The organism is Mesosutterella faecium (assembly GCF_022809315.2).
GTDB classification, from domain to species: domain Bacteria; phylum Pseudomonadota; class Gammaproteobacteria; order Burkholderiales; family Burkholderiaceae_F; genus Mesosutterella; species Mesosutterella faecium.
The window spans coordinates 365,038-391,262 of the sequence record NZ_JAKZJU020000001.1; the positions used below are offsets into that span (position 1 = coordinate 365,038).

Below are 26,225 nucleotides of genomic sequence, written 5' to 3' on the forward strand. Positions count from 1 at the left end.
TCCTGCTGCGGCTAAGCCTTCGCCTGAAGCATCAGGGTGACCGGGCCGTCATTCAAAAGCTCGACCTCCATATGAGCCCCGAACCGGCCTGTCTGAACTGACGGAATGCCCTCGCGGGATAGCGCCTTGACATACAGCTCGTACAGCCGCCGCCCGTCCTCAGGGTCGGCAGCAGGCGCAAAGCTCGGACGATTCCCCGAGCTGGTGTCCGCTGCCAGGGTGAATTGGGAAACGACCAGAGCCTCGCCGCCCACATCGAGCAGGCTGCGGTTCATTTTGCCGGCGTCGTCTGCAAAGATCCGCAGCCTGGCGGTCTTTCGTGCCAGCTTTGCAGCGAGCTCCGGAGTATCACCGCGCTCAGCGCAGAAAAAAACCAGCAGGCCGCACCTGCAGCTGCCCGTCACCGAGCCCTGCACCCGCACGGCGGCGCGATTCACCCGCTGCAGCAAAGCCAGCATCCCTACGGCTCCCGCTGCCGGCTCTCAGCGAACCGTGACGCGCGCCCACTTGCGCTTTCCGACCTGGACGACGAGCGTCTCGCCGGCCTTTGCGCGGACGGTCCTGTCAGTCACCTTCTCGCCGTTGACCTTCACGCCTCCCTGGTCGATGTTCCGGTTCCCCTCCGTCGTGGAGGCGACAAGTCCCGCCTCTTTCAGCAGCCGTCCAAGAGTCAGGGATCCGTCCGGAGCCGACACCGTGACCGCCGGAATTTCATCGGGCATCTCCCCGCCCTTAAAGCGCCTGGAGAATTCCTCATCAGCGGCCTTTGCCGCCTCCTCTCCGTGGAAGCGGGCAACGATCTCGCGGGCGAGCTCAGCCTTGGCGTCGCGCGGATTGCGCTTCCCCTGCCGGCATTCATCCTTGATTTTCGCAATCTCAGCGTTGCTCTTGAGCGAGAGCAGGTCGTACCAGTTCCACATCAGATCATCGGAGATGGACATCACCTTGCCGAACATGCTGTCGGCGGACTCCGTGATGCCGATGTAATTGTGCTTCGACTTGCTCATCTTGTTGACGCCGTCAAGGCCGACCAGCAGCGGCATCGTCAGAATGCACTGAGGCTCCTGACCGTACTGGCGCTGAAGCTCGCGGCCCACGATCAGGTTGAAGCGCTGGTCCGACCCGCCAAGCTCCAGGTCGGCCTTGAGGGCCACGGAATCGTACCCCTGCATCAGCGGATACAGCAGCTCATGCATGGCGATGGGCAGATTCTGTGAAAAGCGCTTGGCGAAGTCATCACGCTCCAGCAGCCGGGCGAGCGTATAGCGCGAAGCCAGCTTGATGAGCCCCACGGACCCCAGCGCGTTGCTCCACTCGGAGTTGTATCTGACCTCGGTTTTGGCCGGGTCCAGCACGCGTCCGGCCTGATCGAGGTAAGTCTCCGCATTTTCCTTGATCTGTTCAAAAGACAGCGGCGGGCGGGTGACGTTGCGCCCCGAAGGATCTCCGATCGAGGCGGTGAAGTCCCCGACCAGGAAAATCACCGTGTGCCCGAGATCCTGCAGCTGGCGCAGCTTGTTGAGCACCACCGTATGGCCGAGGTGGATGTCCGGCGCGGTCGGATCCAGCCCAAGCTTGCAGCGCAGCGGTTTTCCGGTGACGCGTGAGCGGGCCAGCTTCTGCAGCAGCTCGTCTTCAATCAGCAGCGTGTCGGCCCCCCGCTTGATCAGCGCGAGGGCCTCCCGATCCTGATCCGTCACTTCGTACTTCTCGGCCTGCGGCGTCTTCTTCTGTGTTTCTTCTTCCATCGATAGTCCCAACCGTTACGATCTCCTCAGCGCCCAGCCTCCCGGGCAAAAGCCTGCCGGAATCAAAATAAATTGTTCTGCATTATCTTACAAAAATGTAAAAAAAAGTTTTAGCGCACGGATTTGGGGACGGCTGAATCATCCCAATTGTTATACTTTAAGGATTCCTTAACCCTTCAATTCTTTTCTCTGCATGTTCAGGCCCCACTTACTGCTGTCTAAGCTCAATGGCGCTGCGGCGTGCCTGCTGCGCGGCGTCGAGCGCCTGATGCAGAGGCTGCCGCTGCACAGTCCCGGCTGGTCCCGCAACCAGATTGCAATAGCCGCTGCCGTGGCTGCGCTTCCTCTGTCCGCCGCCCTGGCCACCATTGCGGTAACCGCGGACGACCTTCACCCTGCCGAAGAAGCGGCGGCAAGCTCGCCTGCCAGCAACGGGCTGCACCACACGACCCTGACGGTGAATCCCGCCGAAACAACGGCGTCACTGCTTGCGAGGCTGGGAATTTCCGACCCCGAGCTGCAGCGCTTCATCTATTCGAACGCCGACGCGTCCGTCTTCGCCTATCCTGCCCAAGGGCTTCTGGCGGAAGCCGACGTCAACCCGGACGGCACCGTCTCCAGGCTGTCGCTCTACCTTGAGCGGGGCCGGCTCGGGCAGCGCCGCGTGACCATCGGCCGCTCCTCCGGAGGCTTCACGGTGAGCAGCGCCCCCTTTGAGTGGAAGGTCCGCACTTTCGCCGCCACCGTCACCGTCGACAGCGGAGCGCAGGAAGCGGCTGAAAGGGCCGGCATCCCGGAGGATATTGCCCAGGACGCGGCTTCTGTGCCATATAAGACCGGCAAGCTTCTGTCACTTGCCCGCAAGGGGGACAGCATTTCATACGCCTACGAAACCCGGTCCATCGGTGACCAGACCGTCGGCCCAGGGCGTCTTCTTGCCGTTTCCCTCACGCACGGCGGCCTCTCCATTCCGCTGTTCTGGTTCGACGACGGCACGCCGCAGGGCGGCTTTTACTTCGCGGACGGGAAAACCGCCCGCCTGTCCTTCCGGCGCTTTCCGCTCAATGCCTTCCGCATGACCTCGGGCTTCAGCGCCGGGCGCCGTCATCCAGTGCTCGGACGCGTGCGGCCGCATCTCGGAGTTGACCTCGCCGCGCCCAGGGGAGCGCCCGTCTACGCTGTAGCCGATGGCATCGTGAAAGCTGCCGACAGGTCTCTGAGCGGCTACGGCAACCGCATTGACATCAGCCACGGAGGCGGGATCATGACCCGCTACGGGCATTTGAGCGGGTATGCGCGCGGCATTCAGCCGGGCAAGGCCGTAACCCGCGGGCAGCTGATCGGCTACTGCGGCTCCTCCGGCCTCGCCACCGGTCCGCATGTGCATTTCGAATTCCATGTGAACGACAAGCCGGTGGATCCGTCTGCAGTCGCGCTGCCCGGAGGAACCGATCTGCCGTCGAGATACCTGTCAGCGGCCAGGCCCAGAATCGCGTCGATCGCTCAGGCCTTCGATCGGCAGGAAAAGGCCGTGGCGTCCGCCGCCGGCCGGGCCGTGCCTGCAGCGGAAATCTCCGGCGCAGCTTCAGCCGTTGCCTCCTCAGGAGCAAAAGCTCCGGAACGCAAAGGCTGAACGCTTCCCTCTCTGCTTCCAAAAAGGACTGTCCGGTCCATGTTAAGATACTTGAGCGATCCGGGGTAAACCCGGATCGTTTCGCCTACAGCAAAAGAAGGAGCAGCCCTTGTTCATGCCGCAGATCGATTCCGCTCTGTGCATCGGCCTGATGTCCGGCACCAGCCTCGACGGAGCAGACGCTGTGGCCGTCGATTTCAGCCAGGGCGATCCTGTGTTCCGGGGAAGGGCCCACGAGCCGTTCGCCCCGGATCTGCGGCAGGCGCTGCTCGAACTTTGCAGTCCGGGCGCCAACGAGCTGGAGCGGGCCGGCCTGGCCTCCCTCGCCTTGGCCGAGGTCTATGCCCGTGCCGTGGACAAACTGCTCTCACAGACGCGCATTTCCCGTGACCGGATTCTGGCGCTCGGCGCGCACGGTCAGACGGTTCGCCATGTCCCTCAGCGCCACTTCTCAATTCAGCTCAACAACCCTGCAAGGCTCGCAGAGCTCACCGGCATTGACGTCATCGCCGATTTCCGGAGCGCGGATCTCGCCGCCGGAGGACAGGGAGCTCCGCTTGTCCCGGCCTTCCACCAAAAAGTCTTCCAATCGGAAACAGCCAACAGGTGCATTGTGAATATCGGGGGCATCGCCAATATCACGGTACTGCCCTCGAAAGCCTCAGGGAAGACCGTGTTTGGGTTCGACTGCGGACCGGGCAACATTCTGATGGACCACTGGTGCCAGCTCCGAACTGGCAGACCTTATGATGAGGACGGCGCCTGGGCTGCCAGCGGACTCGCGCAGCCCGATCTGCTGAATCGAATGCTCGCAGATCCTTTCTTTGCGGCCGCACCGCCGAAAAGCACGGGGCGCGAGCTTTTCAACATGGAGTGGCTACGCGGGCACATCGCGCAGTGCGGCCGTTCGCTCAGAAACCGCGACATTCAGGCCACACTGCTCGCGCTGACAGCGCGGGGAATCGCAAATGCGGTGACGGCTTACTGCCCGGAGACCGAGGAGATTTACCTTTGCGGCGGAGGAGCCCTCAACGGTGCGCTTGCGCGGGAAATCGCTGTCCTTATGCCAACAAGGACCATCGCTAGAACCGATGAGCTCGGGGTCCGAGCCATGGACGTTGAAGGAATGGCTTTCGCCTGGCTTGCCTATGCCTGGGTCAGGGGAGAGGCCGGCAACTGCCCAGACGTGACAGGCGCTGCCGGGCCGAGGCGGCTTGGCGCCCTGTATCCCGCCCCAAGATCGCTTCGCCGGGCCCCCTGAAGAAAACCTTCGCGCCCCCCGAAGAAGCCGCGGGGACAGAAACACTTAGACGCTGAAAGACGACCCGCATCCGCACGTTGTGGTAGCGTTCGGATTTTTAATGACAAACTGCTTCCCGTCCAGATCATCTTTGAAATCGACGGAGGCGCCCACGAGGTACTGATAGCTCATGGAGTCGACGAGGAAGGTGACGCCGTCCTTTTCAATGCGCGTGTCATCGTCTTCCGCCTTTTCGACAAACTCAAAGCCGTACTGGAAGCCGGCGCATCCACCGCCCTGCACAAAAATCCTCAGCATCAGGTTGATGCCGGGATTCCGCTTCTTTTCGTCTTCCAGAAGCCCCTTCACTGCCTGCACGGCGGCATCGCTGAACTGGATGGGGTCGGGCAGAGTGCCGAACTCTGGAACTGTTTCCGCTTTTTTCTCAGCGGTCATTGCTTCAGCCATAGTTAATCCTGTTTATGTGTCGGGCCTGACGTATGCCTCATGGTACCCCCGTTTAAAAACGGCAGCAGGACCGATCAGGCCACGCAGCACCTCTCTTTTTCAGTAAGACACGCATCATAGCAGACTGCTTCGGCACTCATGAGGCGGTCACCGTCCGCGGGAAAAGGCCGCTCCAGCAGAAAGCTAAAAAAAAGCACACCGTTTTGGGGTGTGCTTCCGCGGCTCGCCTTTCCGTCGCAGAACATCGCGGCGGAAAGAGCGGCTGGCTGATTAGCGCTTGGAGAACTGCTTGGCGCGGCGGGCCTTGCGAAGACCGACTTTCTTACGCTCCACTTCACGAGCGTCGCGGGTCACCAGGCCGGCCTTGGAAAGGACGGGCTTGAGACCAGCGTCATAGTCGATGAGCGCGCGGGTGATGCCGTGACGGATAGCGCCGGCCTGACCCGTTTCGCCGCCGCCCTGCACATTCACCATGATGTCAAAGGCTTCCTTGTTGTCAGTCAGCACGAGCGGCTGACGAACAATCATGATGCTGGTTTCACGATGGAAGAACTGCTCGATATCGCGGTCATTGATGACGATCTTGCCGGTGCCCTTCTTCATGAACACGCGGGCGACGGAGCTCTTGCGACGGCCAGTGCCGTAGTTGTAATTTCCGATCATCGTTCAACCTCAGATATCCAGAACCTTGGGCTGCTGCGCGGTGTGCGGATGCTCAGCGCCAGCATAGACATGCAGCTTCTTGATCATGGCATAGCCAAGCGGGCCGTGGGGAAGCATTCCCTTGACAGCCTTTTCAAGCACGCGCCCCGGATGCATTTCCTGCATCTGGCGATAGCTCATGTCGTAGATGCCGCCCGGGATCATGGTGTGGCGATAGTAGCGCTTGTCTTCAAATTTGGAGCCGGTCACAACCAGCTTGTCAGCATTGATAACGACAATGTAGTCGCCCGTGTCAACGTGGGGCGTGTATTCCGGCTTGTGCTTGCCACGCAAGCGCAGCGCGATTTCGGCAGCGAGGCGGCCGAGCACCTTGCCAGTAGCGTCGATGACGTACCAGTCGCGCTTAACCTCTTGCGGCTTTGCCGTGAAGGTCTTCATTTGCGATTCACCTTTTTAAAGCCGCACGGCATGGCGTCCGCACGGCATCAATAAAAAATTCATATCCCTTTCGGGAATGTTCAACTGGAAAGCATCCGGCATCAGCGAGGATGTTGCAACATCCCGCGCCGGCAGTGCTTTCATTACTCCGACTGAATGGTCGGGCCGGGCAAGTGGAATTGGGGCAAGCACACGTCCCTGGCGACAGTCAGGGTGCGCATTTTACAATAAAAAAGCGCTGCTTGTCCACCTCACGGCTGAAACTGCCTTAGAGCGCCTGTTACAGGGCCTTGGGAGCTTCTTCGTCCTGCGGCAGGGGCTCTTCGGCCTCGTCTTCAGAACCCTCGCGGGCACCGGCATCAGCCTCTTCTTCAGAAGGAGCAGCGGCTTCAGCAGCCTGATCCGATTCCTGGTCTGCCTCGAGACCCCCTTCCGGGATGGCCTTGCCCTCAGGCTGAGCCTCTTCGGGAGCCTTCACGCGGCGGGTGAGCGCAATCACCAGGCGCAGGGCTTCGTTCACATCCTTGGCGGTCGGAAAGAAAGCTGCGACCTCGGCATCGATCTTGACAATCTGCCGCTTGCTGTAGTCCTCGCGGTCCTGGTAACGATTCTCGTTGAAAGCGCGGGCGCGGGGGCCGGTCTTGGTGCTGTAGCGGTCCCGGTTGAAACGGGGACGGTCATCGCCAAAGCGGCGGCCGCCGAAGCGCGGACGGTCATCGCCGAAACGGCGGTTGTCATCAAAACGGTCAAAGCGCGGACGATCATCGCCGAAGCGGCGGTCTCCGCCAAAACGGCGGTCGCTGCGCTCAGAATTCCATTCGCGGCGTCCGCCAAAGCTTTCACGGTGCGACTCACGAGCTTCCCAAGGTTTCCGATCCATCATTTTTGATCCTTTTCCATGTTGCGGATTAAATTTCAATTTCTTGCCGAATATTCCGGCGAGATTCCAGAATTTATAGTTTTTTGGTTAAAAAATTGCGCTAAATTTCATCGCGCAGGCTACACTTGTGTTAGAGATGCACTGAAAGTTTCATCTCTTCGACGCCTGGCCCGGCATCCCGGTTCAGGCCAAAAGTTCAGCATCATAACAATAAGGAGGTTTGTATATGCTCCAGACGCCTCAAGTAGTTTTCCACGGCATTTCCCGTTCTCCTGCAGTTGAGGCTGCAATCAACGAAAAAGCCGAGGCTCTGACAAAATTTGACAGCCGCTTGGGCTCTGTCAGGGCCACCATCTCTCAAGACGGCCACCAGACCACTAGCCTTTTCAACGTTCGCCTTGACTTCGTGACCTCAGGCAAAAATGTAGTCATCAATCGTCAGGGCACCGACGTGATCGCCGCCTTGAATGAAGCGTTCGACAAGGCGGAACGCTCTATTAAGGAAGAAGCCGCGAAACTCCGTCAGCCGTAACACAATCCTCTGATTTTCTCAATTTCAGCCGCTTTCTTTCGGGAAGCGGCTGATTTTTTAACTAACCAATGCAAGTACAAAAAAAGGAGCCTTCAGGCTCCCGTTCACACTACAAGCCCTGCGCGGGCAGCCGTTTCTGTGGCGTCCCCAAGCAGATTCGAACTGCTGTACCGACCGTGAAAGGGTCGTGTCCTAGGCCACTAGACGATGGGGACCACTTCCATACTTCTTGACACAGACACTACAGAAATTTGGTGGAGGTAAACGGGATCGAACCGTTGACCTCTTGCATGCCATGCAAGCGCTCTCCCAGCTGAGCTATACCCCCAAAAGAGTTTGGAATATTAGCAGAGAAAACTAAAAAACGCAAACCTCTGCTCCATCCACTGTTCCTGCATCCGGCCGGAGAAAAAAAACCATCCGGCAAGGATGGGATTCTGAGAAGTCTGGTGGAGGTAAACGGGATCGAACCGTTGACCTCTTGCATGCCATGCAAGCGCTCTCCCAGCTGAGCTATACCCCCAGAGACGGAGAGGCATTATATTTGTTTGAATCAAGAAAAGCAAGTCTTCAAAGAAAAAATTTTTCTTCTCTCCCTGCTGCACGCTTCCAGCCGCAGGCGAGCCAGCGGCTGGAAGCGCGGCAGATGCTTTTGAAAGGCAGAGAATAAAGCAATGCAGGACGATGCCAGCGGCAGGATCGCACGCTGACCGTGTGGGCGCAAAAAAATACGGTCTGCAAAATTTCTGCCCTCTCCTCATGGCTTCTTTACGCATTGTTTATCCTTATCAAGCAAAGAGAAAAACATCCAGCCTTCACCTCAGAACAAAACAAAGTGTCAAACTCCAATCTTCCCGCTCTCGCTCAGCCGAAAATTCGGATTCGAGGCGCAAAACAAAACAACCTGAAGAACGTTTCCGTCGACCTTGACCTCGGACAGCTCACCGTCGTAACAGGAGTTTCCGGCTCCGGGAAAAGTTCTTTGGTTTTCGACACGCTTTACGCCGAAGGCCAGCGCCGGTACATAGAAACACTCAGCCCTTACGCAAGGCAGTTCCTGGACAGGATGGACCGCCCCCGCGTTGACGCCATCGAAGGCGTGCCTCCGGCCATTGCCATTGACCAGACGAATCCGGTCCGAACGTCTCGCTCGACGGTCGGCACCATGACGGAGCTCAACGACCACATCAAGCTGCTGTTTGCCAAATGCGCCTCGCTGTACTGCCCCCGCTGCGGCAAAAAGATAGAGAAGGAGAACCCCGAATCCATCTGGGAAAAAATCCAGAAATACTCCGCCGCTTTAGGCGATCCCAGGCTTCTGATCAACTTCACATCCCAGATTCCCCGTCGCTTCGGGCTGAACAAGGCGCTGAGTGCCCTGTCAGCCCAGGGCTTCACGCACATCTACCGGCAGACTTCCTCCGCTTCCGGCTGGGATCTTGAGGTCACGGCAGACCGTTTCCGGGCCGGGCGCGCTGAAGCCTCGCGCGCCATTGAAGCCATTGAGCAGGCCCTGAAGCTTGGCAAGGGAAAACTGACCGTAAGGGCGCTCGCGGCAGATGGCAAAGAGGCCGCCCAGTGGCGCTTCTCCCAGGACTTCGGATGCGCGGACTGCGGGCTCAGCTTCGCCCCCGCTCTGCCTTCGACCTTCAGCTTCAATTCCCCGCTGGGCGCCTGCCCCACCTGCAGAGGCTTTGGAAGAGTCATCGGCGTAGATTTCGGCCTGGTAGTGCCCAATCCCCGGCTTTCATTGGAAGAGCACGCCATCAAGCCCTGGAGCACTCCGTCTTTTGCAGAGTGCCAGCAGGATCTGCTGCGGTACGCCCGCAAGGCCGGCATACCCACTAACGTTCCTTTCGAGGATCTCACGCCGGACGACCGCTGGTGGATCCTCGAGGGCAGCCCCGATTGGACGGGAGACTGGGAACACCAGTGGTACGGCGTCCGGCACTTCTTTGAATGGCTCGAAACGAAATCGTACAAAATGCACATCAGAGTGCTTTTGTCCCGATACAGAAGCTACACCGTGTGCCCGGACTGCAATGGCTCTAGGCTCAGGCCTGAGGCATTATTCTGGCGCCTTGGGTCCTGCGCAAACGCTGACGCGGCACTCAAGCCTCAAGGCGATGAGCCCGAAATCAAGCGCTTCCGTCCCAAGGGCGTCACCATCCCCCAGCCCCTTTTTGACAATCTGCCGGGGCTCACTGTTCATGATCTAATGCGGCTGCCCCTGGTCCGGCTGCGGCGGTTTTTTGACAGTTTTGCCTCTGAACAGTCCCTGCCCCCGGAAGCGCTGCCTGTTCTGAAGGAAATTCAGACGAGGATCCGTTACCTGTGTGACGTCGGCGTAGGGTACCTGGATTTGGATCGGCAGAGCCGGACCCTGTCCGGAGGGGAAGTGCAGCGCCTTAACCTAACAACCGCTCTTGGCACCTCCCTGGTGAATTCCCTGTTTGTTCTTGATGAACCCTCCATCGGCCTGCATCCCCGCGACATGGACCGCCTTAACTCCATCATGCGCAGTCTGACGGCGGCGGGCAACACGCTGGTCATAGTTGAGCACGACCCTCAGGTCATGCTCAAGGCAGACCGCATTATCGACATGGGGCCCGGGGCTGGCGAAAAGGGGGGAACCATCGACTTTTCCGGCACGCCGGCGGAAATTTTCGCTTCCAATACGCAAACCGGCCTGTATCTGTCCGGGAAAAAGAAAATCATTCATAAAGCCGGCCGAAAGCCGGACATGACGCACTGCCTCTCTCTGAAAGGAGTGCGTGCCAACAACCTTCGCAACATTGCCGTATCCATTCCCCTGCACTGCCTGACCTGCGTCACGGGCGTGTCGGGTTCCGGAAAATCCACCCTCATTCAGGATGTTCTGGTTCCCGCTATCAACAAGCTGAAAGGGCTGCCTTCGGAAACTCCCGGAAAGTTTGACTCCCTGGAGGGCGTTGACCTCATCGACGGAGTGGACTTTGTAGATCAGTCGCCGATTGGCAAAACCTCGCGGTCCAATCCAGTGAGCTATGTCGGGGCGTTCGATCCTATCCGCAAGCTGTTCGTCAAAACAGACGTGGCCCGGCTCCAGGGATGGACGGCAAGCACTTTCAGCTTCAATTCCGGAGACGGCCGCTGCCCGACCTGCATGGGATCCGGCTATGAGCATGTGGAGATGCAGTTCCTTTCCGACGTCTACCTCCAGTGCCCTGACTGCAAGGGGCGGCGCTACCGGGACGAAGTCCTGCAGGCAAAGCTGGAAAGAAACGGCCGCAAAGCCTCCATTGCAGACGTGCTGGACATGACGGTCACCGAGGCCTGCGCCTTTTTCTCACAGGATCTGGAAATCCTCTCCCTCCTTCGCCCTCTCATCGACGTTGGACTTGATTACCTGAAGCTCGGGCAGCCGGTCCCCTCCCTGTCGGGAGGCGAAGCGCAGCGGCTTAAGCTCGCAGGCTTCCTGGCCGAAGCGCTACAGCGCCCCGCCAGGCCCCGCAATTCCGGGGAAAAGCCCAAAGGTAGACTTCTTGTTTTTGATGAACCCACGACGGGGCTGCATTTTTCTGATATAGACAAACTGCTTGCAGCGCTAAGGAAAATTATCGACGCCGGACATTCAGCACTCGTTGTAGAACACAATCTTGACGTCATTGCCAACGCGGACTGGATCATCGACCTAGGCCCCGAAGGCGGCGATGCGGGTGGCCGCGTCGTGGCTGCCGGTACGGTCCCGGACATCGAAGCCTGCGGTGAGTCCTATACCGGGCAGGCCCTGTTGTCCTACCGCCAGGCCATTGAGTCCGGCCGACCCTTTGCGCAGAACTTCACCCGCACGCCTCCGGTCGCCTCGCTCAGCCCTCAGTCCCGCGGAAAAGCGCGGGCCCTCAAAGGCCAGATCAGCGTGGTTAACGCACGCGAGCACAATCTGAAGAACCTCACTGTCAATATTCCGCGCGATAAATTTACGGTTGTGACCGGGTTGTCCGGATCAGGCAAATCCACGCTGGCCTTTGACATCGTCTTTAAGGAAGGACAAAGGCGCTATCTGGAATCGCTCAACGCTTATGCGCGTTCCATCGTCCAGCCTGCGGCAAGAGCAGATGTGGACGCCGTGCTGGGAATACCGCCCACGGTGGCCATTGAACAGAGAACCTCCCGCGGAGGCCGCAAATCCACCGTCGCCACGATGACGGAGATTTACCATTTCCTGCGCCTCCTGTTCATGAAGCTGGGAACGCAGTACTGCCCGAACTGCGGCATTGAGGTCCGCCCGCAGTCTCCGGCCGCCATAGTTGAAGCGGTCAGGAAATCGTCTCGAAACTCGAGAATCATGATCCTGGCCCCCCTTGTTTCCCATCGGAAGGGAATTTACACAGAGCTGGCCAAGTGGGCTGACAAACACGGCTACAAGGAACTGCGCGTAGACGGCAAGCTGGCCGACACCCGCAAATTCCCCAAACTGGCCCGGTATGCAGAACACTCTATTGAACTGCCCGTGGCAGAACTGGAAGTGACGGAGAAAACACTTCCGGAACTCAAAGCTCATATCGCCACGGCCATCACGCTGGGAAAGGGCATCGTAGGCATATTGAGGCTCGATGCCATCCCCGCCGCAGGCAAGCTCCCTGAAATGGAGGTGTTCTCAACCAAACGAGCCTGTCCTTCCTGCGGCATGAGCTTTCCTGATCTCGATCCCAGGCTGTTCTCCTACAACAGCAAAATGGGCTGGTGCCCGACCTGTTTTGGAACCGGAGTTCTCCTGAAAGGATTCGATGCCAGTCAGACTGGCGAGGAACAGGCTTGGGCCTCTGAAGCCGGGGAGCCTGAAACGATATGTCCGGACTGCCACGGACTGCGGCTAAATAAAATTGCCCTGTCAGTCAAGTTCTCGGGGCACAGCATCAGTGATCTTTGCCGCATGACCGTGGATGAAGCCATCGGTTTCTTCAAGAGCCTGCGGCTTTCTGAACACGACGCAACCATTGCAAGCGACATTCTCAAGGAACTCACCTCCCGTCTGTCTTTCCTCTCGAAGGTGGGCTTGGGCTATCTGTCGCTGGACCGGGCCTCTCCCACGCTGTCCGGGGGCGAAGCCCAGCGCATCAGACTCGCTTCCCAGCTGGGCTCGAACCTGCGCGGCGTCTGCTATGTACTGGATGAGCCTACGATCGGGCTCCATCCACGAGACAACGGAATACTGCTGGACGCCATCGGCGCCTTGTCAAAGAAAGGCAACACGCTGCTCGTCGTCGAGCACGACGAGGACACCATCCGAAGAGCCGACCATATCATCGACATCGGCCCCGGCGCCGGCAGCGAGGGGGGAACCCTGGTTGCCGAAGGATCCGTTCGCGACATCATCAAAGCCCCGAAGTCCGTGACCGGGCAGATGCTGGCGCATCCGCATCTGCACTTGCTGTCGCCGCGCCGGCCGTTCAATCCTTCCAAAGATCCATGCCTCACGCTTGTCGGGGCCCGACTGCACAACCTGCAGGTAGACCGCGTCTGCTTCCCATTGAACCGGCTTACTGTCATAACAGGCGTTTCGGGCTCAGGAAAATCCAGCCTCTGCAGAGACGTGTTGCTGCACAATCTGCAGGCGGCCATTGCTGGCAAAGGGAAAAATTCCACTCCCTCATGGCAGGGCTGTCAGGGCATTGAAAACTGGGAAAGCGTCGGGCGGGTTCTCGAAGTTGACCAGACGCCCATAGGAAAAACGCCTCGTTCCTGCCCCGCCACCTATGTCGGCATTTGGGACGCGATCCGTAAAATCCTTGCCGGATCCAATCTTGCCAAGGAGAGAGGGTATACGGCGAGCCGCTTTTCTTTCAACACCAAAGGCGGACGATGCGAGACTTGTGCTGGTCAGGGGCTGAGAACCATTGAGATGAGTTTCCTACCAGAGGTCAAGGTTATCTGCGAGGACTGCGGGGGCAAGCGCTTCAATGAACAGACCCTGGAGGTGCTCTGGAAAGGCAAAAGCGCGGGGGACATTCTGCAGATGTCCGTCAGGGACGCCGCGGAGTTTTTCGCATCGACACCTGCCATCGCGCGCCCCCTGAAGCTGCTTGACTCGGTGGGGCTAGGCTATCTGACGCTGGGCCAGCCTTCGCCGACGCTCTCAGGCGGGGAAGCTCAGCGCATCAAGCTCGTCGCGGAACTCTCAAAAGTGCGAGAAACTGCAGCGGCAGCCCGCCAGGACAAAACTGGAGATCTCTACGTCCTTGATGAGCCTACCGTGGGCCTACACATGGCCGATGTGCAGAAACTCGTCAACGTCCTTCACAGGCTTGTCGATGCCGGCAATACCGTCATAGTCATAGAGCACAACCTTGACGTCATGGCTGAGGCCGACTGGATCATTGACATGGGGCCGGAAGGCGGGAGTGCCGGTGGTCATGTTGTAGCAACAGGAACCCCCCTCGAAGTCAGCGTTGCCGGCACTGCGACAGGAAAGGTGCTGTCTGAATTCATGAAACAGCACGCCAAAAAAGCCTGACCTCAGTGTTTTCCGCACGACCGCGCCTTTTCCCATGAGGGCCGGGCGTGCGAAAAAGGCGGCCCGCCACGGAGCTCTCAGGATTGAGCCGCGGGTTTCGCCTCGCTTTCCTGAATGCTCGCGAGAACTGCAGCCAGAGTCTCGGCGCTCATGTACTTCCCGGCCCCGTCCCTCACATGAAGATCGACCTGCGGGAACGGCACTTCGATGCCCTCCTCGGAGTAGCGCTTCAGAACATTGATCAGAATCTGCGTCCTGAGGCCGACCGTTCCGTCCCCGATATTCGACACCCAGACTCCCGCCTCCAAATTAACCGCGCTGTCGCCCAGATTGGTAATACCGGTCCAGCCTCTTTTGGTCTTGATCACTCGATCGGGCTTGTTAGCTTCCTCGCGAAGAATATCCAAGGCCTTGTTCAGGTCGCTGCCGTAAGCGACTGACACTTTAATCACCGCAACACTGGCGTTGTCTGTGTGGTAGTAATTCTTTACTGAGCTGGTGACAAACGTTTCGTTAGGGACAATATTGTCGACCCCGTTCCAGTCATTGACAACGGTATAGCGGGTGTTTATTTCCGTTATTTTTCCTTTGAACCCGCCGATCTCCACAAAATCTCCAATTTTGACGGATCGATCCAGCAAAATAATGAAGCCGGAAATGTAGTTGCTTGCAATTTTCTGCAGACCGAAGCCAACGCCAACGCCCAGCGCTCCACCAAAGACTGAAAGCACAGTCAGATCAATGCCCACAGAACTCATGGCGATCAAGACCGCCGCCACCATCAGCACCCAGCGGCAGATCCGGCCCAGGACGACTTTCAGATTCGGGGCCATCGTCGCCGAACGCCGGAAGGCCTCGTCTATCAGGTTGGCAAGCCAGTTAGCCACACCCAAAGTCAGCAGTACGGACACCAGACCGGAGAAAGCAGTCCAGAGGGTGAGGTTCTCCTTCCCGATTGGGATGGACTGCGTCTCCATGAAATGGATGACTGCCGGAAGAACCCCGGCAAATTCAAGCGCCACCAGAATCCAGAACACCCAGGTGATGACCTTGGTGAGCGCCGGGGTCACCAGTTTTTCGCCCAACATGCCACGCAGTGCGTAAAGCAGCAGCCTTAGCAGGGCGAAGCCATAAAAAACAAGATAGCCAAGTTGAGCGAAAACCAGCGAGCTGTGGCTCGACACCAGCCCGGCATGTTCTATCAGCCAGACAAGGAGCCAAAGAGTCGAGGCTGCGATGAGAGAAAAAGACAAATGGCTCGAGATGTCGATCAAGTATCTCCTGATCCGGCTGTGCCAGGACTCATCTGACTTGGAGGGACTGTGACAGAATGCCCAGGCATTGAATCGGCGGCTGAGAAACCAGGCAACGGCAATGGCAACGACAAACGCAGCCAGCTGCCAGACATACTCCGTTTTCCAGCCGCCGACAATGGCTTCCTCAATATTGTCAAGCAACACCGTGGTCTGGGCGAGCTCGGAAAGAGGCGAATTTTCAGACATCTGCTGCAAGCCTTTTAATGGGGAAAAAACAAAGGTGACTTCTATCGATGCTCAACCCGCCACACGGCGCAGGCTGCCAGCAGAAGCACTACGGCAGGCGGGAAGAGAGCCGCCAGCACGGGCGGCAGCGTGCTTGCACCGCCCAAGTACGAGAACAGGCTGTTGAGAGCGTAAAACAGAATTCCGATCATCACGCCGAGGAAAATTTTGATGGAAACCCCTCCGGCGCGGGCACTCAGATACGCGAAAGGCATGGAGAGCGCAAGCATAACGAAAATGGAAAGCGGATAAAACGCCTTTTTCCAAAACGCGATCTCATATCGTCCTGTTTCTTCTTTATTGCTCCTTAAATGCTGGAGATAGGACCAAAGATCCGCCATGGACATAGACTCCGGCGCATCGGCCACCATTACGCTTAAGATGTTGGGTTCGAGCGACGTCCTCAAAGGCAGGGTTGATTCGTGATTTAGCAGAATCTTCGACGGCGCATCGGTTTCCGAATTCCGGTTTAAGGTTGGCAGCCTGAAAATGGTGGCATTCTTAAGAATCCATTCCTTGCCGTTATAGCTTCCTTCCGAAGCTTCAATCATTCGCACCAGCTCGTCATTGGAGTTGAACTCGAACACCCGCCAGCCTTTTGCCGACTTCGCCCGCCCGGAGTCAAGGCTTTTGACGTTAACATACCTCACCCCGAGCGTTTCGCGATTTTTTCCAAGAATCTGATCTCTGGCCCATACGCCCGATCTGTACGATTCCGAAGTTATGGACTTGTTGTTAATAACCACCTGTACGTCCTTATTAAAGCGGTCGGCCATAGGCGCGATTAACTCGCCTAAAAGATACGTCAGGGTGACAAAAATAACGGCCGGCACGGCCAAGGCCTTTGCAAAGCCTACAGGGCTCAGTCCCGCAACCCGCAGAATCGTGAATTCGGAAGTTGAGGCCCAGCGGCTGAGGGTGTACACCGCGCCCAGCAGCACGGCGATTGGCATCACCTCATACAGTCGGGATGGAATTTCGAGCGCTGTGATCAGAAAAGCCTGCGCCAAACTGTAGCGCGTTCCGATCTTTCCCACCTGGGCAATCAGGTCAAAGAAAAGGAACAGCCCAATGAGGGCCAGCAGAACAAGCGCTGTCGCCAGAAAAATCTGAGCTGTCAAATGGCGTGTAATAACTCGCATTCTCTAAACCTTATTTACCACGAGTCCGCCAATAACCAATGGACAGCTGAGGCGGCAACCAACGTTGAAACCAAATCCTGCGAATAAAAAGAACTGTAGTTATCAGTAACACGGCTCCATGGACTGCCAGCATTCCCTGCACCCAAGTCAGTCGAGAGTTGGTGATCATTGTCTGCACTGCTGACACGGAATTTAGGTAGAGGATGTAAATCAAGACCGCAACGACAAGATTAAGTGAGCGGCCGGCCCTGGGGTTAGAGAAAGAAAGCGGTATCGCCAGCAGCGCGAGATTTAGCGCGACGAAAGGCCAGGACAGCCGCCAGAAGAGCTGCCCCATGTTCTTTGGATCCTGCCGATTCTTCCAGAGCTCGTCCGTAGTGAGAGCCTGGGCCTTGTTGACGGACAAAGCCTGATCCGGCTTGATGTCGAGACGGATGCCGTATTTATCAAACTCGGTAATTTGAAAAGAAGGATTCTGCGCTGGAACGACGTAGCGACGGCCGCTTTTTAATTCAACATAGCGGTCGCCCGCGTCGTTCGTCATCAGGCGACCTTCCCTCGCCACCACGATTGTTCTTTTATCACCGCGGTTTTCAGAAACAAAAATCCCTTTTACAAACTCCTGATCCTCGTCAGCCTGCTCTATGAAAAAAACCCGCTTGCCGCCCTGGGATTCAATGAACTGCCCTGATGCGACTTTTGCCGTATCGTCCCTCTGGCTGAACTGGGATTTATTCATCTCCATCTGGTTGCGCGCCCATGGGGCCAGAACCAGCGAAACCAATGCGGTCAAAAGAACAATAGGAATAGAAAAGCGGAGGACCGGTCTGAGCCAAGCCAAGAGCGACAGCCCGCCGGAAGAGAACCAGACCACCATTTCGTTCTGTTGCCAGCTGCGAATCAATGCGATCAGAATGGCAATGAACAGGGACATGGCCAAAAGTGGCGCAAGGTAAGTCAGCGCTGAATACAGAACAATTTGAAGAATCGAGCCCTGATCGTAAGAACCGCTGTTCACCCTTGCCAGAATTCGAACCAGCGCAACGGTCAACACGATCGAGAAAAGAACAGTGAATACTCCCCCGGCTGTATTCGTAAACTCTGAAACCAGCGAACGTTTGAATATCATAAAAACATCTTCCTGAAGCCAGCCGGGGAACACAGCGTGAAACCGCCAGATTTGAGATTGTAGAACAAACTTTCCGAACACTGAGGGCTGGCGCGCAAAGAGAAGAAACAATTTATTAATCGGGCGTCATTCATTCCCGCGGCTCTTCCCTGGGGAATGCGCCAGAGAAGACACCGCCAAAAGCTGAGTTTTTATTTCCTTGGATCTCGCCTGCCGCCTATGGCCGCAGGCTCAGAGATGACACGGAGGCTTAATTCAAATTTCGCCTCCTGACACTCCCAGCCTCAGGCTACCTGCCTTGAGCCCCCCGCCAGAGGTTCGAGGTTTAGAAAGCAGAGGTCCGCATTTGATGAGCGGAATAAGGAAAAGCCCCTCCGGACGAACGTCCGGAGGGGCTTGATGGAGGAGCCTGACGGTGACCTACTTTCACCAGAAATACAACTGACTATCATCGGCGCGAAGGCGTTTCACTGTCCTGTTCGGAATGGGAAGGAGTGGGGCCGCCCTGCTATGGCCGTCAGGCAAAGGCTTTGGCTCCTGTCTGCGGAAATGATTCCGAGGCACGAACCGAATGGCTTTCGGAAGGAATGAGACTTTCGAGGGCGCGATCGCTTTTTCTTCACGCCTTGCTTTTCCCTTTTCAAAACCTCTGCAGCTTCTTTCTTCAAGCAGCACGGTTATAGGATCAAGCCGCACGGGCAATTAGTACTGGTTAGCTCCACGCCTCGCGGCGCTTCCACACCCAGCCTATCAACGTCCTGGTCTAGAACGACCCTTCAGTGAGGTCAAGCCTCAGGGAAGACTCATCTTCAGGCAAGTTTCCCGCTTAGATGCTTTCAGCGGTTATCTCTTCCGCACGTAGCTACCCGGCAATGCGACTGGCGTCACAACCGGTACACCAGAGGTGCGTCCACTCCGGTCCTCTCGTACTAGGAGCAGCCCCTGTCAATCTTCCAGCGCCCGCGGTAGATAGGGACCAAACTGTCTCACGACGTTTTAAACCCAGCTCACGTACCTCTTTAAATGGCGAACAGCCATACCCTTGGGACCGGCTACAGCCCCAGGATGAGATGAGCCGACATCGAGGTGCCAAACACCGCCGTCGATATGAACTCTTGGGCGGTATCAGCCTGTTATCCCCAGAGTACCTTTTATCCGTTGAGCGATGGCCCTTCCATTCAGTGCCACCGGATCACTATGACCTGCTTTCGCATCTGCTCGACTTGTAGGTCTCGCAGTCAGGCACGCTTCTCCCATTGCAGTATCCGCACGATTTCCGACCGTGCTTAGCGTACCTTCGCACTCCTCCGTTACCCTTTAGGAGGAGACCGCCCCAGTCAAACTGCCCACCATGCACGGTCCCCGGCCAGGTTTACTGGCTTAGGTTAGAACCTCAAACAAATCAGGGCGGTATTTCAACGTCGGCTCCAAGCGGACTAGCATCCGCTTTTCACAGCCTCCCGCCTATCCTACACAGATCGGTTCAAAGTCCAATGCAAAGCTGCAGTTAAGGTTCATGGGGTCTTTCCGTCTAGCCGCGGGGAGATTGCATCATCACAAACATTTCAATTTCACTGAGTCTCGGGAGGAGACAGTGTGGCCATCATTATGCCATTCGTGCAGGTCGGAACTTGCCCGACAAGGAATTTCGCTACCTTAGGACCGTTATAGTTACGGCCGCCGTTTACTGGGACTTCGATCAGAGGCTTGCACCTCATCAATTAATCTTCCAGCACCGGGCAGGCATCACGCCCTATACGTCGACTTTCATCTTTGCAGAGCGCTGTGTTTTTAGTAAACAGTTGCAGCCACCGATTCTCTGAGGCCCCTTCGCCCTCAGGGTTTCTCTCCCTTCAAGCTACCAGGGCACACCTTATTCCGAAGTTACGGTGTCAATTTGCCGAGTTCCTTCTCCCGAGTTCTCTCAAGCGCCTGAGCATATTCAGCTCACCCACCTGTGTCGGTTTACGGTACGGTCGGCGTTGAACTGAAGCTTAGAGGGTTTTCCTGGAAGCGCTTCAAGTGGCTTCGCCTTCATAAAGAAGGCCCGATTCTTCGTCCTGGATATCCGACAGCGGATTTGCCTGCTGCCATCCATCGCTCGAAAGCCGGGACGTCCAACACCCGGTCCACTCTGGCTGCTCCGTCACCCCATCGCATTCAACGCCGGTTCAGGAATATTGACCTGATTCCCATCAGCTACGCTTCTCAGCCTGGCCTTAGGGACCGACTCACCCTGCTCCGATGAACGTAGAGCAGGAAACCTTGGGTTTGCGGCGAGCGGGCTTTTCACCCGCTTTATCGTTACTCATGTCAGCATTCGCACTTCTGATACCTCCAGCAGTCCTTGCGGACCACCTTCGCGGGCTTACAGAACGCTCCCCTACCACTCCGCGCTTAACGCGCGAAATCCGCAGCTTCGGTTATCGGCTTAGCCCCGTTACATCTTCCGCGCGGAAGGACTCGATCAGTGAGCTATTACGCTTTCTTTGAAGGATGGCTGCTTCTAAGCCAACTTCCTGACTGTTTTAGCCTTTCCACTTCGTTTTCCACTTAGCCGGTATTAGGGACCTTAGCTGGCGGTCTGGGTTGATTCCCTTTTGAGTCCGGACGTTAGCACCCGGTGCTCTGTCTCCCGTGCGAAGCTTCGCGGTATTCGGAGTTTGCCATAGTTTGGTAAGACGCCATGTCCCCCTAGCTATAACAGTGCTCTACCCCCGCGAGCTCGTGCACGAGGCACTACCTCAATAGTTTTCGGGGAGAACCAGCTATCTCCAGATTTGTTAAGCCTTTCACCCCTAACCACAGCTCATCCTCTGGTTTTGCAACACCAGTAGGTTCGGCCCTCCAGTGTGTGTTACCACACCTTCAGCCTGGCCATGGTTAGCTCATCTGGTTTCGGGTCTATGCCGTGCGACTCATTCGCCCTGTTCGGACTCGCTTTCGCTACGCCTTCCCTATCCGGTTAAGCTTGCCACACAACATAAGTCGCTGACCCATTATGCAAAAGGTACGCAGTCACTCCTTGCGGAGCTCCTACTGTTTGTATGCATGCGGTTTCAGAATCTGTTTCACTCCCCTCCCGGGGTTCTTTTCGCCTTTCCTTCACAGTACTTGTTCGCTATCGGTCGATCACTAGTATTTAGCCTTGGAGGATGGTCCCCCCGTCTTCAGCCAGGGTTTCACGTGCCCCGGCCTACTTTTCGAATCCTCAGTACCTTGTCGACGGTTCCCGTACGGGGCTGTCACCCTCTGCGGCGGACCTTTCCAGGTCCTTCCGGTGTCGTCTTCAATATCGAATTCAGGCTGCTGCGCTTTCGCTCGCCGCTACTGGCGCAATCTCGGTTGATTTCTTTTCCTGAAGCTACTGAGATGTTTCAGTTCGCCTCGTTCGCCTCCGAGGGCTATGTATTCACCCCCGGATCAGGCTAAAGCCTGGAGTTCCCTCATTCGGACATCTCAGGATCAATGCTCGTTGTCAGCTCCCCTGAGCTTTTCGCAGACTGCCGCGTCCTTCATCGCCTGTGATCGCCAAGGCATCCACCACATGCACTTAGTCGCTTGATCCTATAACCCTGCCGCCTTTTGCCGGCACGGGCTTCAAGTGACCTGTAACGTGTCGCTGTTCTCTTGAATCTGCTTCGGTTTCTACTTGGAGAAACTTGCAATTCGTGAATGCAATCACAACCCATGTTCCAAACTGCCGCTGGAAACCTCATCAATCTCCAGCTGTTTGAAACTTTCTCATTCCTTCCTAATTGTTAAAGAACTGATCCTTCGTCTTGCAACGAACGATAAGCGTGGGCTCTGACTTCTGAAAGCCTTTGCTCTCTTAAAAGGAGGTGATCCAGCCGCACCTTCCGGTACTGCTACCTTGTTACGACTTCACCCCAGTCATGGAACCCACCGTGGTCGTCGTCCTCCTTGCGGTTGGACAAACGCCTTCTGGCGAACCCCACTCCCATGGTGTGACGGGCGGTGTGTACAAGACCCGGGAACGTATTCACCGCGGCATGCTGATCCGCGATTACTAGCGATTCCGACTTCGTGCAGTCGAGTTGCAGACTGCAGTCCGGACTACGATCGGTTTTCTGGGATTTGCTCCGCCTCCTGGCTTAGCTGCCCTCTGTTCCGACCATTGTATGACGTGTGAGGCCCTAGCCGTAAGGGCCATGACGACTTGACGTCATCCCCATCCTCCTCCGGTTTGTCACCGGCGGTCTCATCAGAGTGCTCTTGCGTAGCAACTGATGACAAGGGTTGCGCTCGTTGCGGGACTTGACCCAACATCTCACGACACGAGCTGACGACAGCCATGCAGCACCTGTGTTCAGGCTCCCTTGCGGGCACCCCGGACTTTCATCCGGGTTCCTGACATGTCAAGGCTAGGTAAGGTTTTACGCGTTGCGTCGGATTAATCCACATCATCCACCGCTTGTGCGGGTCCCCGTCAATTCCTTTGAGTTTTAATCTTGCGACCGTACTTCCCAGGCGGTCAGCTTCACGCGTTGGCTTGGTTACCCAGAAATTGCTTTCCGAACAATCAGCTGACATCGTTTAGGGCGTGGACTACCAGGGTATCTAATCCTGTTTGCTCCCCACGCTTTCGTGCATGAGCGTCAGTCATGTCCCAGAGGGCTGCCTTCGCCATCGGTGTTCTTCCGCATATCTACGCATTTCACTGCTACACGCGGAATTCCACCCTCCTCTGACAGACTCCAGCCGTGCAGTCACAAATGCAGTTCCCAGGTTAAGCCCGGGGATTTCACATCTGTCTTGCACAGCCGCCTGCGCACCCTTTACGCCCAGTAATTCCGATTAACGCTTGCACCCTGCGTATTACCGCGGCTGCTGGCACGTAGTTAGCCGGTGCTTATTCTTCAGGTACCGTCATCAAAACCGGTTGTTCGCCGGTTCCTTTTCGTCCCTGACAAAAGCGGTTTACAATCCGAAGACCTTCATCCCGCACGCGGCATTGCTGGATCAGGGTTGCCCCCATTGTCCAAAATTCCCCACTGCTGCCTCCCGTAGGAGTCTGGGCCGTGTCTCAGTCCCAATGTGGCTGGTCGTCCTCTCAGACCAGCTACTGATCGTCGCCTTGGTAAGCTTTTACCCCACCAACCAGCTAATCAGATATCAGCCGCTCCTGTCGCGTGAGGCCTTGCGGTCCCCCACTTTCACCCTCGGGTCTTATGCGGTATTAGCTGATCTTTCGACCAGTTATCCCCCACAACAGGACACGTTCCGATACATTACTCACCCGTTCGCCACTCGCCGGCAGGAGCAAGCTCCCCCGCTGCCGTTCGACTTGCATGTGTAAGGCATGCCGCCAGCGTTCAATCTGAGCCAGGATCAAACTCTTGAGTTCAATCACTGCTGTTACTGCTGCCCTGTTTCCAGGGCGTCGCGCTCAAAATCATCGACTGGTGATGCGAAAGCCTCTTTCGAAGCTTCCTATCTTCCATTCGTTTCTTCGAGCACCTGATTTCTTTTGAGCGGAACTCCCGAAGGAATCCCTGAGGCTCTCAAAAACCAGATGCCCACGCTTATCGGTTCGTTGTTCAGTTTTTAAAGATCACTGCGCTTTAAGCGGCGCAGATCATCATTATGCATCATCAATTTCGAAATGTCAAATATTTTTTCCTGCATCTTTCTGCGGCCGCCCCGTCTGATGCCTGAGGCTGCCTGCGTCATGGAAAAAGCCTCTAGGAAATCAGGGAGATTCAAGATGCGTCTACCCAGTTGACCGGCAAGCGGCCGTGCCGGGTCAGCCACTCATTTGCCTTTCGAAAATGCCCGCAGCCAATGAAAGGCACCGGAGGCCTGTTAGCTGAAAGCGGGGAGGGATGGTTGCACTTAAGAATCAAATGATCATGGCCCGACGCCACAATCAGTTTCTCTTTTTTTTGGGCGGCGGCGCCCCACAGCAAGAAAACCTTCGGAGCACTATCTCGCGCCAGCGCATCAATGACCTGGTCAGTCAGAATTTCCCAGCCCCTGCCGGCATGGCTCCCTGCCCTCCCCTCCTCTACGGTCAAAACCGCATTCTGAAGAAAAACTCCTTGCAAAGCCCAGAATGACAGGTCTCCGGATACCGGACACTGATCAGAGTATTCGCGGCGAAGTTCCTTAAAAATATTTTTAAGGGAAGGCGGAACAGGGCACTTGGCAGACACGGAAAAAGCCAGCCCCTGAGCCTGCCCCCTCTCATGATAGGGATCCTGCCCCATGATGACGACCTTCACGGCATCACGCGGCGTCAGTTCGAAAGCCCTAAACGGGGTCGGAGGGTAGATGACGGCTCCCTGCTCTGATCTTTCCTTTAAGAACCTCTCCAGCCTGAGGCCCGGCTCTGAAAGAAAAAAATTTTTTAAAAGAGGCTCCCACCCGTTGGCTGAGCACCCTTCAGGCCACAGCATAAAAAAGCTCCCTCAGCCCGGCCCCGGGGTCAGCTTTCCGCATAAAGGCTTCCCCAACCAAAAAAGATCGGATTCCGATCTGCCTGAGCCTTGACACATCGGCCCTGTCGTGGATTCCACTTTCACTGACAAGCCATCGGTCCGAAGGCACCAGCTGCTTGAGACGCACCGTCGTCTCGAGACTCACCTCGAAAGTATCCAGATTCCTGTTGTTGATGCCAATCAGGGCACGGGGAATTTCCAGTGCCCTTCCCAGTTCCTCCTCGTCGTGAGACTCAACGAGAACGTCAAGGCCCTGTTCTTCAGCGGCCTGCGCCATCTCGCTGAGCTGCGCGGAAGACAAGGCGGCGGCGATCAAAAGCACGGCATCCGCCCCCCAGGCCCGGGCCTCGAGGATCTGATAAGGATCTGACAGAAAATCCTTCCGCAGTATCGGCAGTGATGAACACGCCCGCACCTGCATCAGAACTTCACTTGATCCAAGGAAATATCCCTCTTCGGTGAGCACCGACAAACAGGCCGCACCGTTCCTTTCATAGGACTTGGCAATTTCCTGCGGGTTGAACTTCGGACGAATCAGCCCTTTTGACGGGCTCGCTTTTTTGATCTCTGCGATGACAGAGCAGCCGCTCAAGGACGCCTTCTCTGCCAAAGCTTTAGAAAAAGCATGCCGGGGCCTGACAGGCAGTTCCTCAATCTGCCGCAGCAGCTGCGCTTCGGGCACTGCACTTTTGCTTTCCTGCAGCCGAAGTTCCTTTTCTTTCCAGATCGTTTTCAATATTCCCTGCATGCCGGCCCCTTAGTTCATTGCCGCTAACAATTAATACCTAACCGGAGGTTCGGTCCCGGCAAGCTCGTTTGTTTTCGCGACATATGCGCGCATTTTTTCCAAAGCGGCCCCGCTGTCGACAGCTTCCCGGGCCTTTTGAATTCCTACGGCAATGGAAGGAACTATGCCTGCCGTATAAAGCCCGACGCCCGAGTTGAAAATCACCACTGTCTTTGCCGGGGTGTTTTCGCCATGAAGGACGTCCAGCATCATTTTTACAGACTCTTCGGGGCTGTTGACCTGGAGATGGCGGACAGAGCTCATCGGCAGGTTGAAGTCTTCCGGATGGATGTCGTATTCACGAATCTTCCCGTCGATTAATTCGCCAATCATGGTTTTAGCACCAAGACTGACCTCATCCATTCCATCGCAACCGTAGACAACCAAAGCGCGCCGCAGTCCCAAGTCTTTCAAAACCCGTACGCAAATGCCCACTAGATCCTGATGGAACACGCCCAACATTTCGCAGCCGGCATTTGCAGGGTTGGTCAGAGGCCCCAGAATATTGAAAATCGTCCTGACTCCCAACTCCTTACGGACGGGAGCCGCGTACTTCATGGCCGCATGATGCAGCGGAGCAAACATAAATCCCGTGCCCGTCTCCTCGATGCACTGCGCGATCTGCTCGGGGGTGAGCATGATGTTTCCGCCGAGAGCCTTCAGCGCATCCGCAGCCCCAGACTTCGAGGAAACAGACCCGCCGCCGTGCTTGGCAACCCGTCCGCCAGCTGCAGCGATGACAAACATCGAGGTCGTGGAAATATTGAACGTTTTCGCCCCGTCTCCGCCAGTCCCCACAATGTCCAAAAGCGTTTCCGAGTTCTTGACTACCACTTTCTTGGAGAGCTGGCGCATTACTTTTGCCGCCGCCGTAATCTCACCGATCGTCTCTTTTTTTACCCTCAGGCCGATTGTTAGACCAGCAATCTGCGCCGGAGTCAGTTTCCCGGTCATGAGCTCCATCCAGATCTGAGTCATTTCATCCGGGAATATTTCCCTGTGCTCAACCGTTCTCTGAATGGCCTCTGAGATAGTAATAGTCATTTTTACCTCGCAGTTAAGAGTTT

17 protein-coding genes, 3 tRNA genes and 3 rRNA genes are annotated in these 26,225 nt (G+C 56.6%); 4 read left to right on the forward strand and 19 right to left on the reverse strand.

Annotated features, from left to right (window positions below; genetic code table 11):
• Positions 1-11: 11 nt before the first annotated feature.
• Positions 12-458: a D-aminoacyl-tRNA deacylase gene (gene dtd, locus MUN46_RS01690; RefSeq protein ID WP_243375887.1), complete on the reverse strand. Its 447-nt coding sequence runs from the start codon at positions 456-458 to the stop codon at positions 12-14.
• A gap of 24 nt (positions 459-482) precedes the next feature.
• A complete protein-coding gene (gene tyrS / locus MUN46_RS01695) occupies positions 483-1,748 on the reverse strand; it encodes a tyrosine--tRNA ligase (protein WP_243375888.1) in 1,266 nt (421 codons plus the stop codon).
• A 193-nt stretch (positions 1,749-1,941) separates the two neighbouring features.
• Here tyrS and MUN46_RS01700 point away from each other — a divergent pair, with 193 nt between their 5' ends.
• Complete coding sequence (locus MUN46_RS01700; RefSeq protein WP_243375889.1) at positions 1,942-3,381, forward strand: M23 family metallopeptidase; 1,440 nt, start codon at positions 1,942-1,944, stop codon at positions 3,379-3,381.
• 115 nt (positions 3,382-3,496) lie between these two features.
• Positions 3,497-4,642: an anhydro-N-acetylmuramic acid kinase gene (locus MUN46_RS01705; RefSeq protein ID WP_243375890.1), complete on the forward strand. Its 1,146-nt coding sequence runs from the start codon at positions 3,497-3,499 to the stop codon at positions 4,640-4,642.
• A gap of 45 nt (positions 4,643-4,687) precedes the next feature.
• Here MUN46_RS01705 and erpA read toward each other — a convergent pair whose 3' ends face one another.
• From erpA to MUN46_RS01725, 4 genes are all read right to left on the reverse strand, one after another.
• A complete protein-coding gene (gene erpA / locus MUN46_RS01710) occupies positions 4,688-5,077 on the reverse strand; it encodes an iron-sulfur cluster insertion protein ErpA (protein ID WP_237979084.1) in 390 nt (129 codons plus the stop codon).
• Between the two features lie 282 nt (positions 5,078-5,359).
• The gene (gene rpsI / locus MUN46_RS01715; protein ID WP_237978960.1) at positions 5,360-5,752 is read right to left on the reverse strand and encodes a 30S ribosomal protein S9; all 393 of its coding nucleotides are present in this window, start codon (positions 5,750-5,752) and stop codon (positions 5,360-5,362) included.
• A gap of 9 nt (positions 5,753-5,761) precedes the next feature.
• Entirely contained in the window at positions 5,762-6,190 is a 429-nt protein-coding gene (gene rplM, locus MUN46_RS01720; RefSeq protein WP_237978959.1) for a 50S ribosomal protein L13, read from the reverse strand.
• A 280-nt stretch (positions 6,191-6,470) separates the two neighbouring features.
• Positions 6,471-7,073 (reverse strand): hypothetical protein, encoded by a 603-nt coding sequence (locus tag MUN46_RS01725; RefSeq protein ID WP_285230531.1) that lies wholly within the window; start codon positions 7,071-7,073, stop codon positions 6,471-6,473.
• Between the two features lie 223 nt (positions 7,074-7,296).
• Between MUN46_RS01725 and MUN46_RS01730 the strand changes: the two genes are divergently transcribed.
• On the forward strand, positions 7,297-7,602 hold the full coding sequence (locus MUN46_RS01730) for an HPF/RaiA family ribosome-associated protein (RefSeq protein WP_237978957.1): 306 nt from the start codon (positions 7,297-7,299) through the stop codon (positions 7,600-7,602).
• A 139-nt stretch (positions 7,603-7,741) separates the two neighbouring features.
• Here the strand turns inward: MUN46_RS01730 and MUN46_RS01735 are convergent.
• The 3 genes from MUN46_RS01735 to MUN46_RS01745 all read right to left on the reverse strand — a co-directional run bounded on the left by MUN46_RS01735 (position 7,742) and on the right by MUN46_RS01745 (position 8,125).
• Positions 7,742-7,817 (reverse strand) — tRNA-Glu (locus MUN46_RS01735).
• A gap of 37 nt (positions 7,818-7,854) precedes the next feature.
• Positions 7,855-7,930, reverse strand: a tRNA-Ala gene (locus MUN46_RS01740).
• Positions 7,931-8,049: 119 nt separating this feature from the next.
• A tRNA-Ala gene (locus MUN46_RS01745) sits at positions 8,050-8,125 on the reverse strand.
• Positions 8,126-8,437: 312 nt separating this feature from the next.
• Here MUN46_RS01745 and uvrA point away from each other — a divergent pair.
• Entirely contained in the window at positions 8,438-14,098 is a 5,661-nt protein-coding gene (uvrA, locus tag MUN46_RS01750; RefSeq protein ID WP_243375892.1) for an excinuclease ABC subunit UvrA, read from the forward strand.
• Positions 14,099-14,175: 77 nt separating this feature from the next.
• On the opposite strand, the gene MUN46_RS01755 is transcribed toward uvrA, so the two are convergent.
• From MUN46_RS01755 to trpD, 10 genes are all read right to left on the reverse strand, one after another.
• Positions 14,176-15,600 (reverse strand): mechanosensitive ion channel family protein, encoded by a 1,425-nt coding sequence (locus MUN46_RS01755; protein WP_243375893.1) that lies wholly within the window; start codon positions 15,598-15,600, stop codon positions 14,176-14,178.
• A 41-nt stretch (positions 15,601-15,641) separates the two neighbouring features.
• Positions 15,642-16,781, reverse strand: a complete 1,140-nt coding sequence (gene lptG, locus MUN46_RS01760; RefSeq protein ID WP_243375894.1) for an LPS export ABC transporter permease LptG — start codon at positions 16,779-16,781, stop codon at positions 15,642-15,644.
• A gap of 10 nt (positions 16,782-16,791) precedes the next feature.
• Entirely contained in the window at positions 16,792-17,910 is a 1,119-nt protein-coding gene (lptF, locus tag MUN46_RS01765) for an LPS export ABC transporter permease LptF (protein ID WP_243375895.1), read from the reverse strand.
• Between the two features lie 407 nt (positions 17,911-18,317).
• Positions 18,318-18,432: ribosomal RNA gene (gene rrf / locus MUN46_RS01770) — 5S ribosomal RNA — on the reverse strand.
• A 159-nt stretch (positions 18,433-18,591) separates the two neighbouring features.
• A 23S ribosomal RNA gene (locus tag MUN46_RS01775) occupies positions 18,592-21,477 on the reverse strand.
• A 268-nt stretch (positions 21,478-21,745) separates the two neighbouring features.
• Positions 21,746-23,278: ribosomal RNA gene (locus MUN46_RS01780) — 16S ribosomal RNA — on the reverse strand.
• Together the 16S, 23S and 5S rRNA genes form the textbook arrangement of a ribosomal RNA operon.
• A gap of 200 nt (positions 23,279-23,478) precedes the next feature.
• The gene (locus MUN46_RS01785) at positions 23,479-23,604 is read right to left on the reverse strand and encodes a hypothetical protein (RefSeq protein ID WP_285230532.1); all 126 of its coding nucleotides are present in this window, start codon (positions 23,602-23,604) and stop codon (positions 23,479-23,481) included.
• 29 nt (positions 23,605-23,633) lie between these two features.
• Positions 23,634-24,329 (reverse strand): uracil-DNA glycosylase, encoded by a 696-nt coding sequence (locus tag MUN46_RS01790; protein ID WP_243375987.1) that lies wholly within the window; start codon positions 24,327-24,329, stop codon positions 23,634-23,636.
• A complete protein-coding gene (gene trpC, locus MUN46_RS01795; protein WP_243375988.1) occupies positions 24,316-25,119 on the reverse strand; it encodes an indole-3-glycerol phosphate synthase TrpC in 804 nt (267 codons plus the stop codon). The genes MUN46_RS01790 and trpC overlap by 14 nt, the downstream gene beginning before the upstream one ends.
• A 30-nt stretch (positions 25,120-25,149) precedes the next feature.
• Positions 25,150-26,202 (reverse strand): anthranilate phosphoribosyltransferase, encoded by a 1,053-nt coding sequence (trpD, locus tag MUN46_RS01800; protein ID WP_243375989.1) that lies wholly within the window; start codon positions 26,200-26,202, stop codon positions 25,150-25,152.
• Positions 26,203-26,225: the final 23 nt, after the last annotated feature.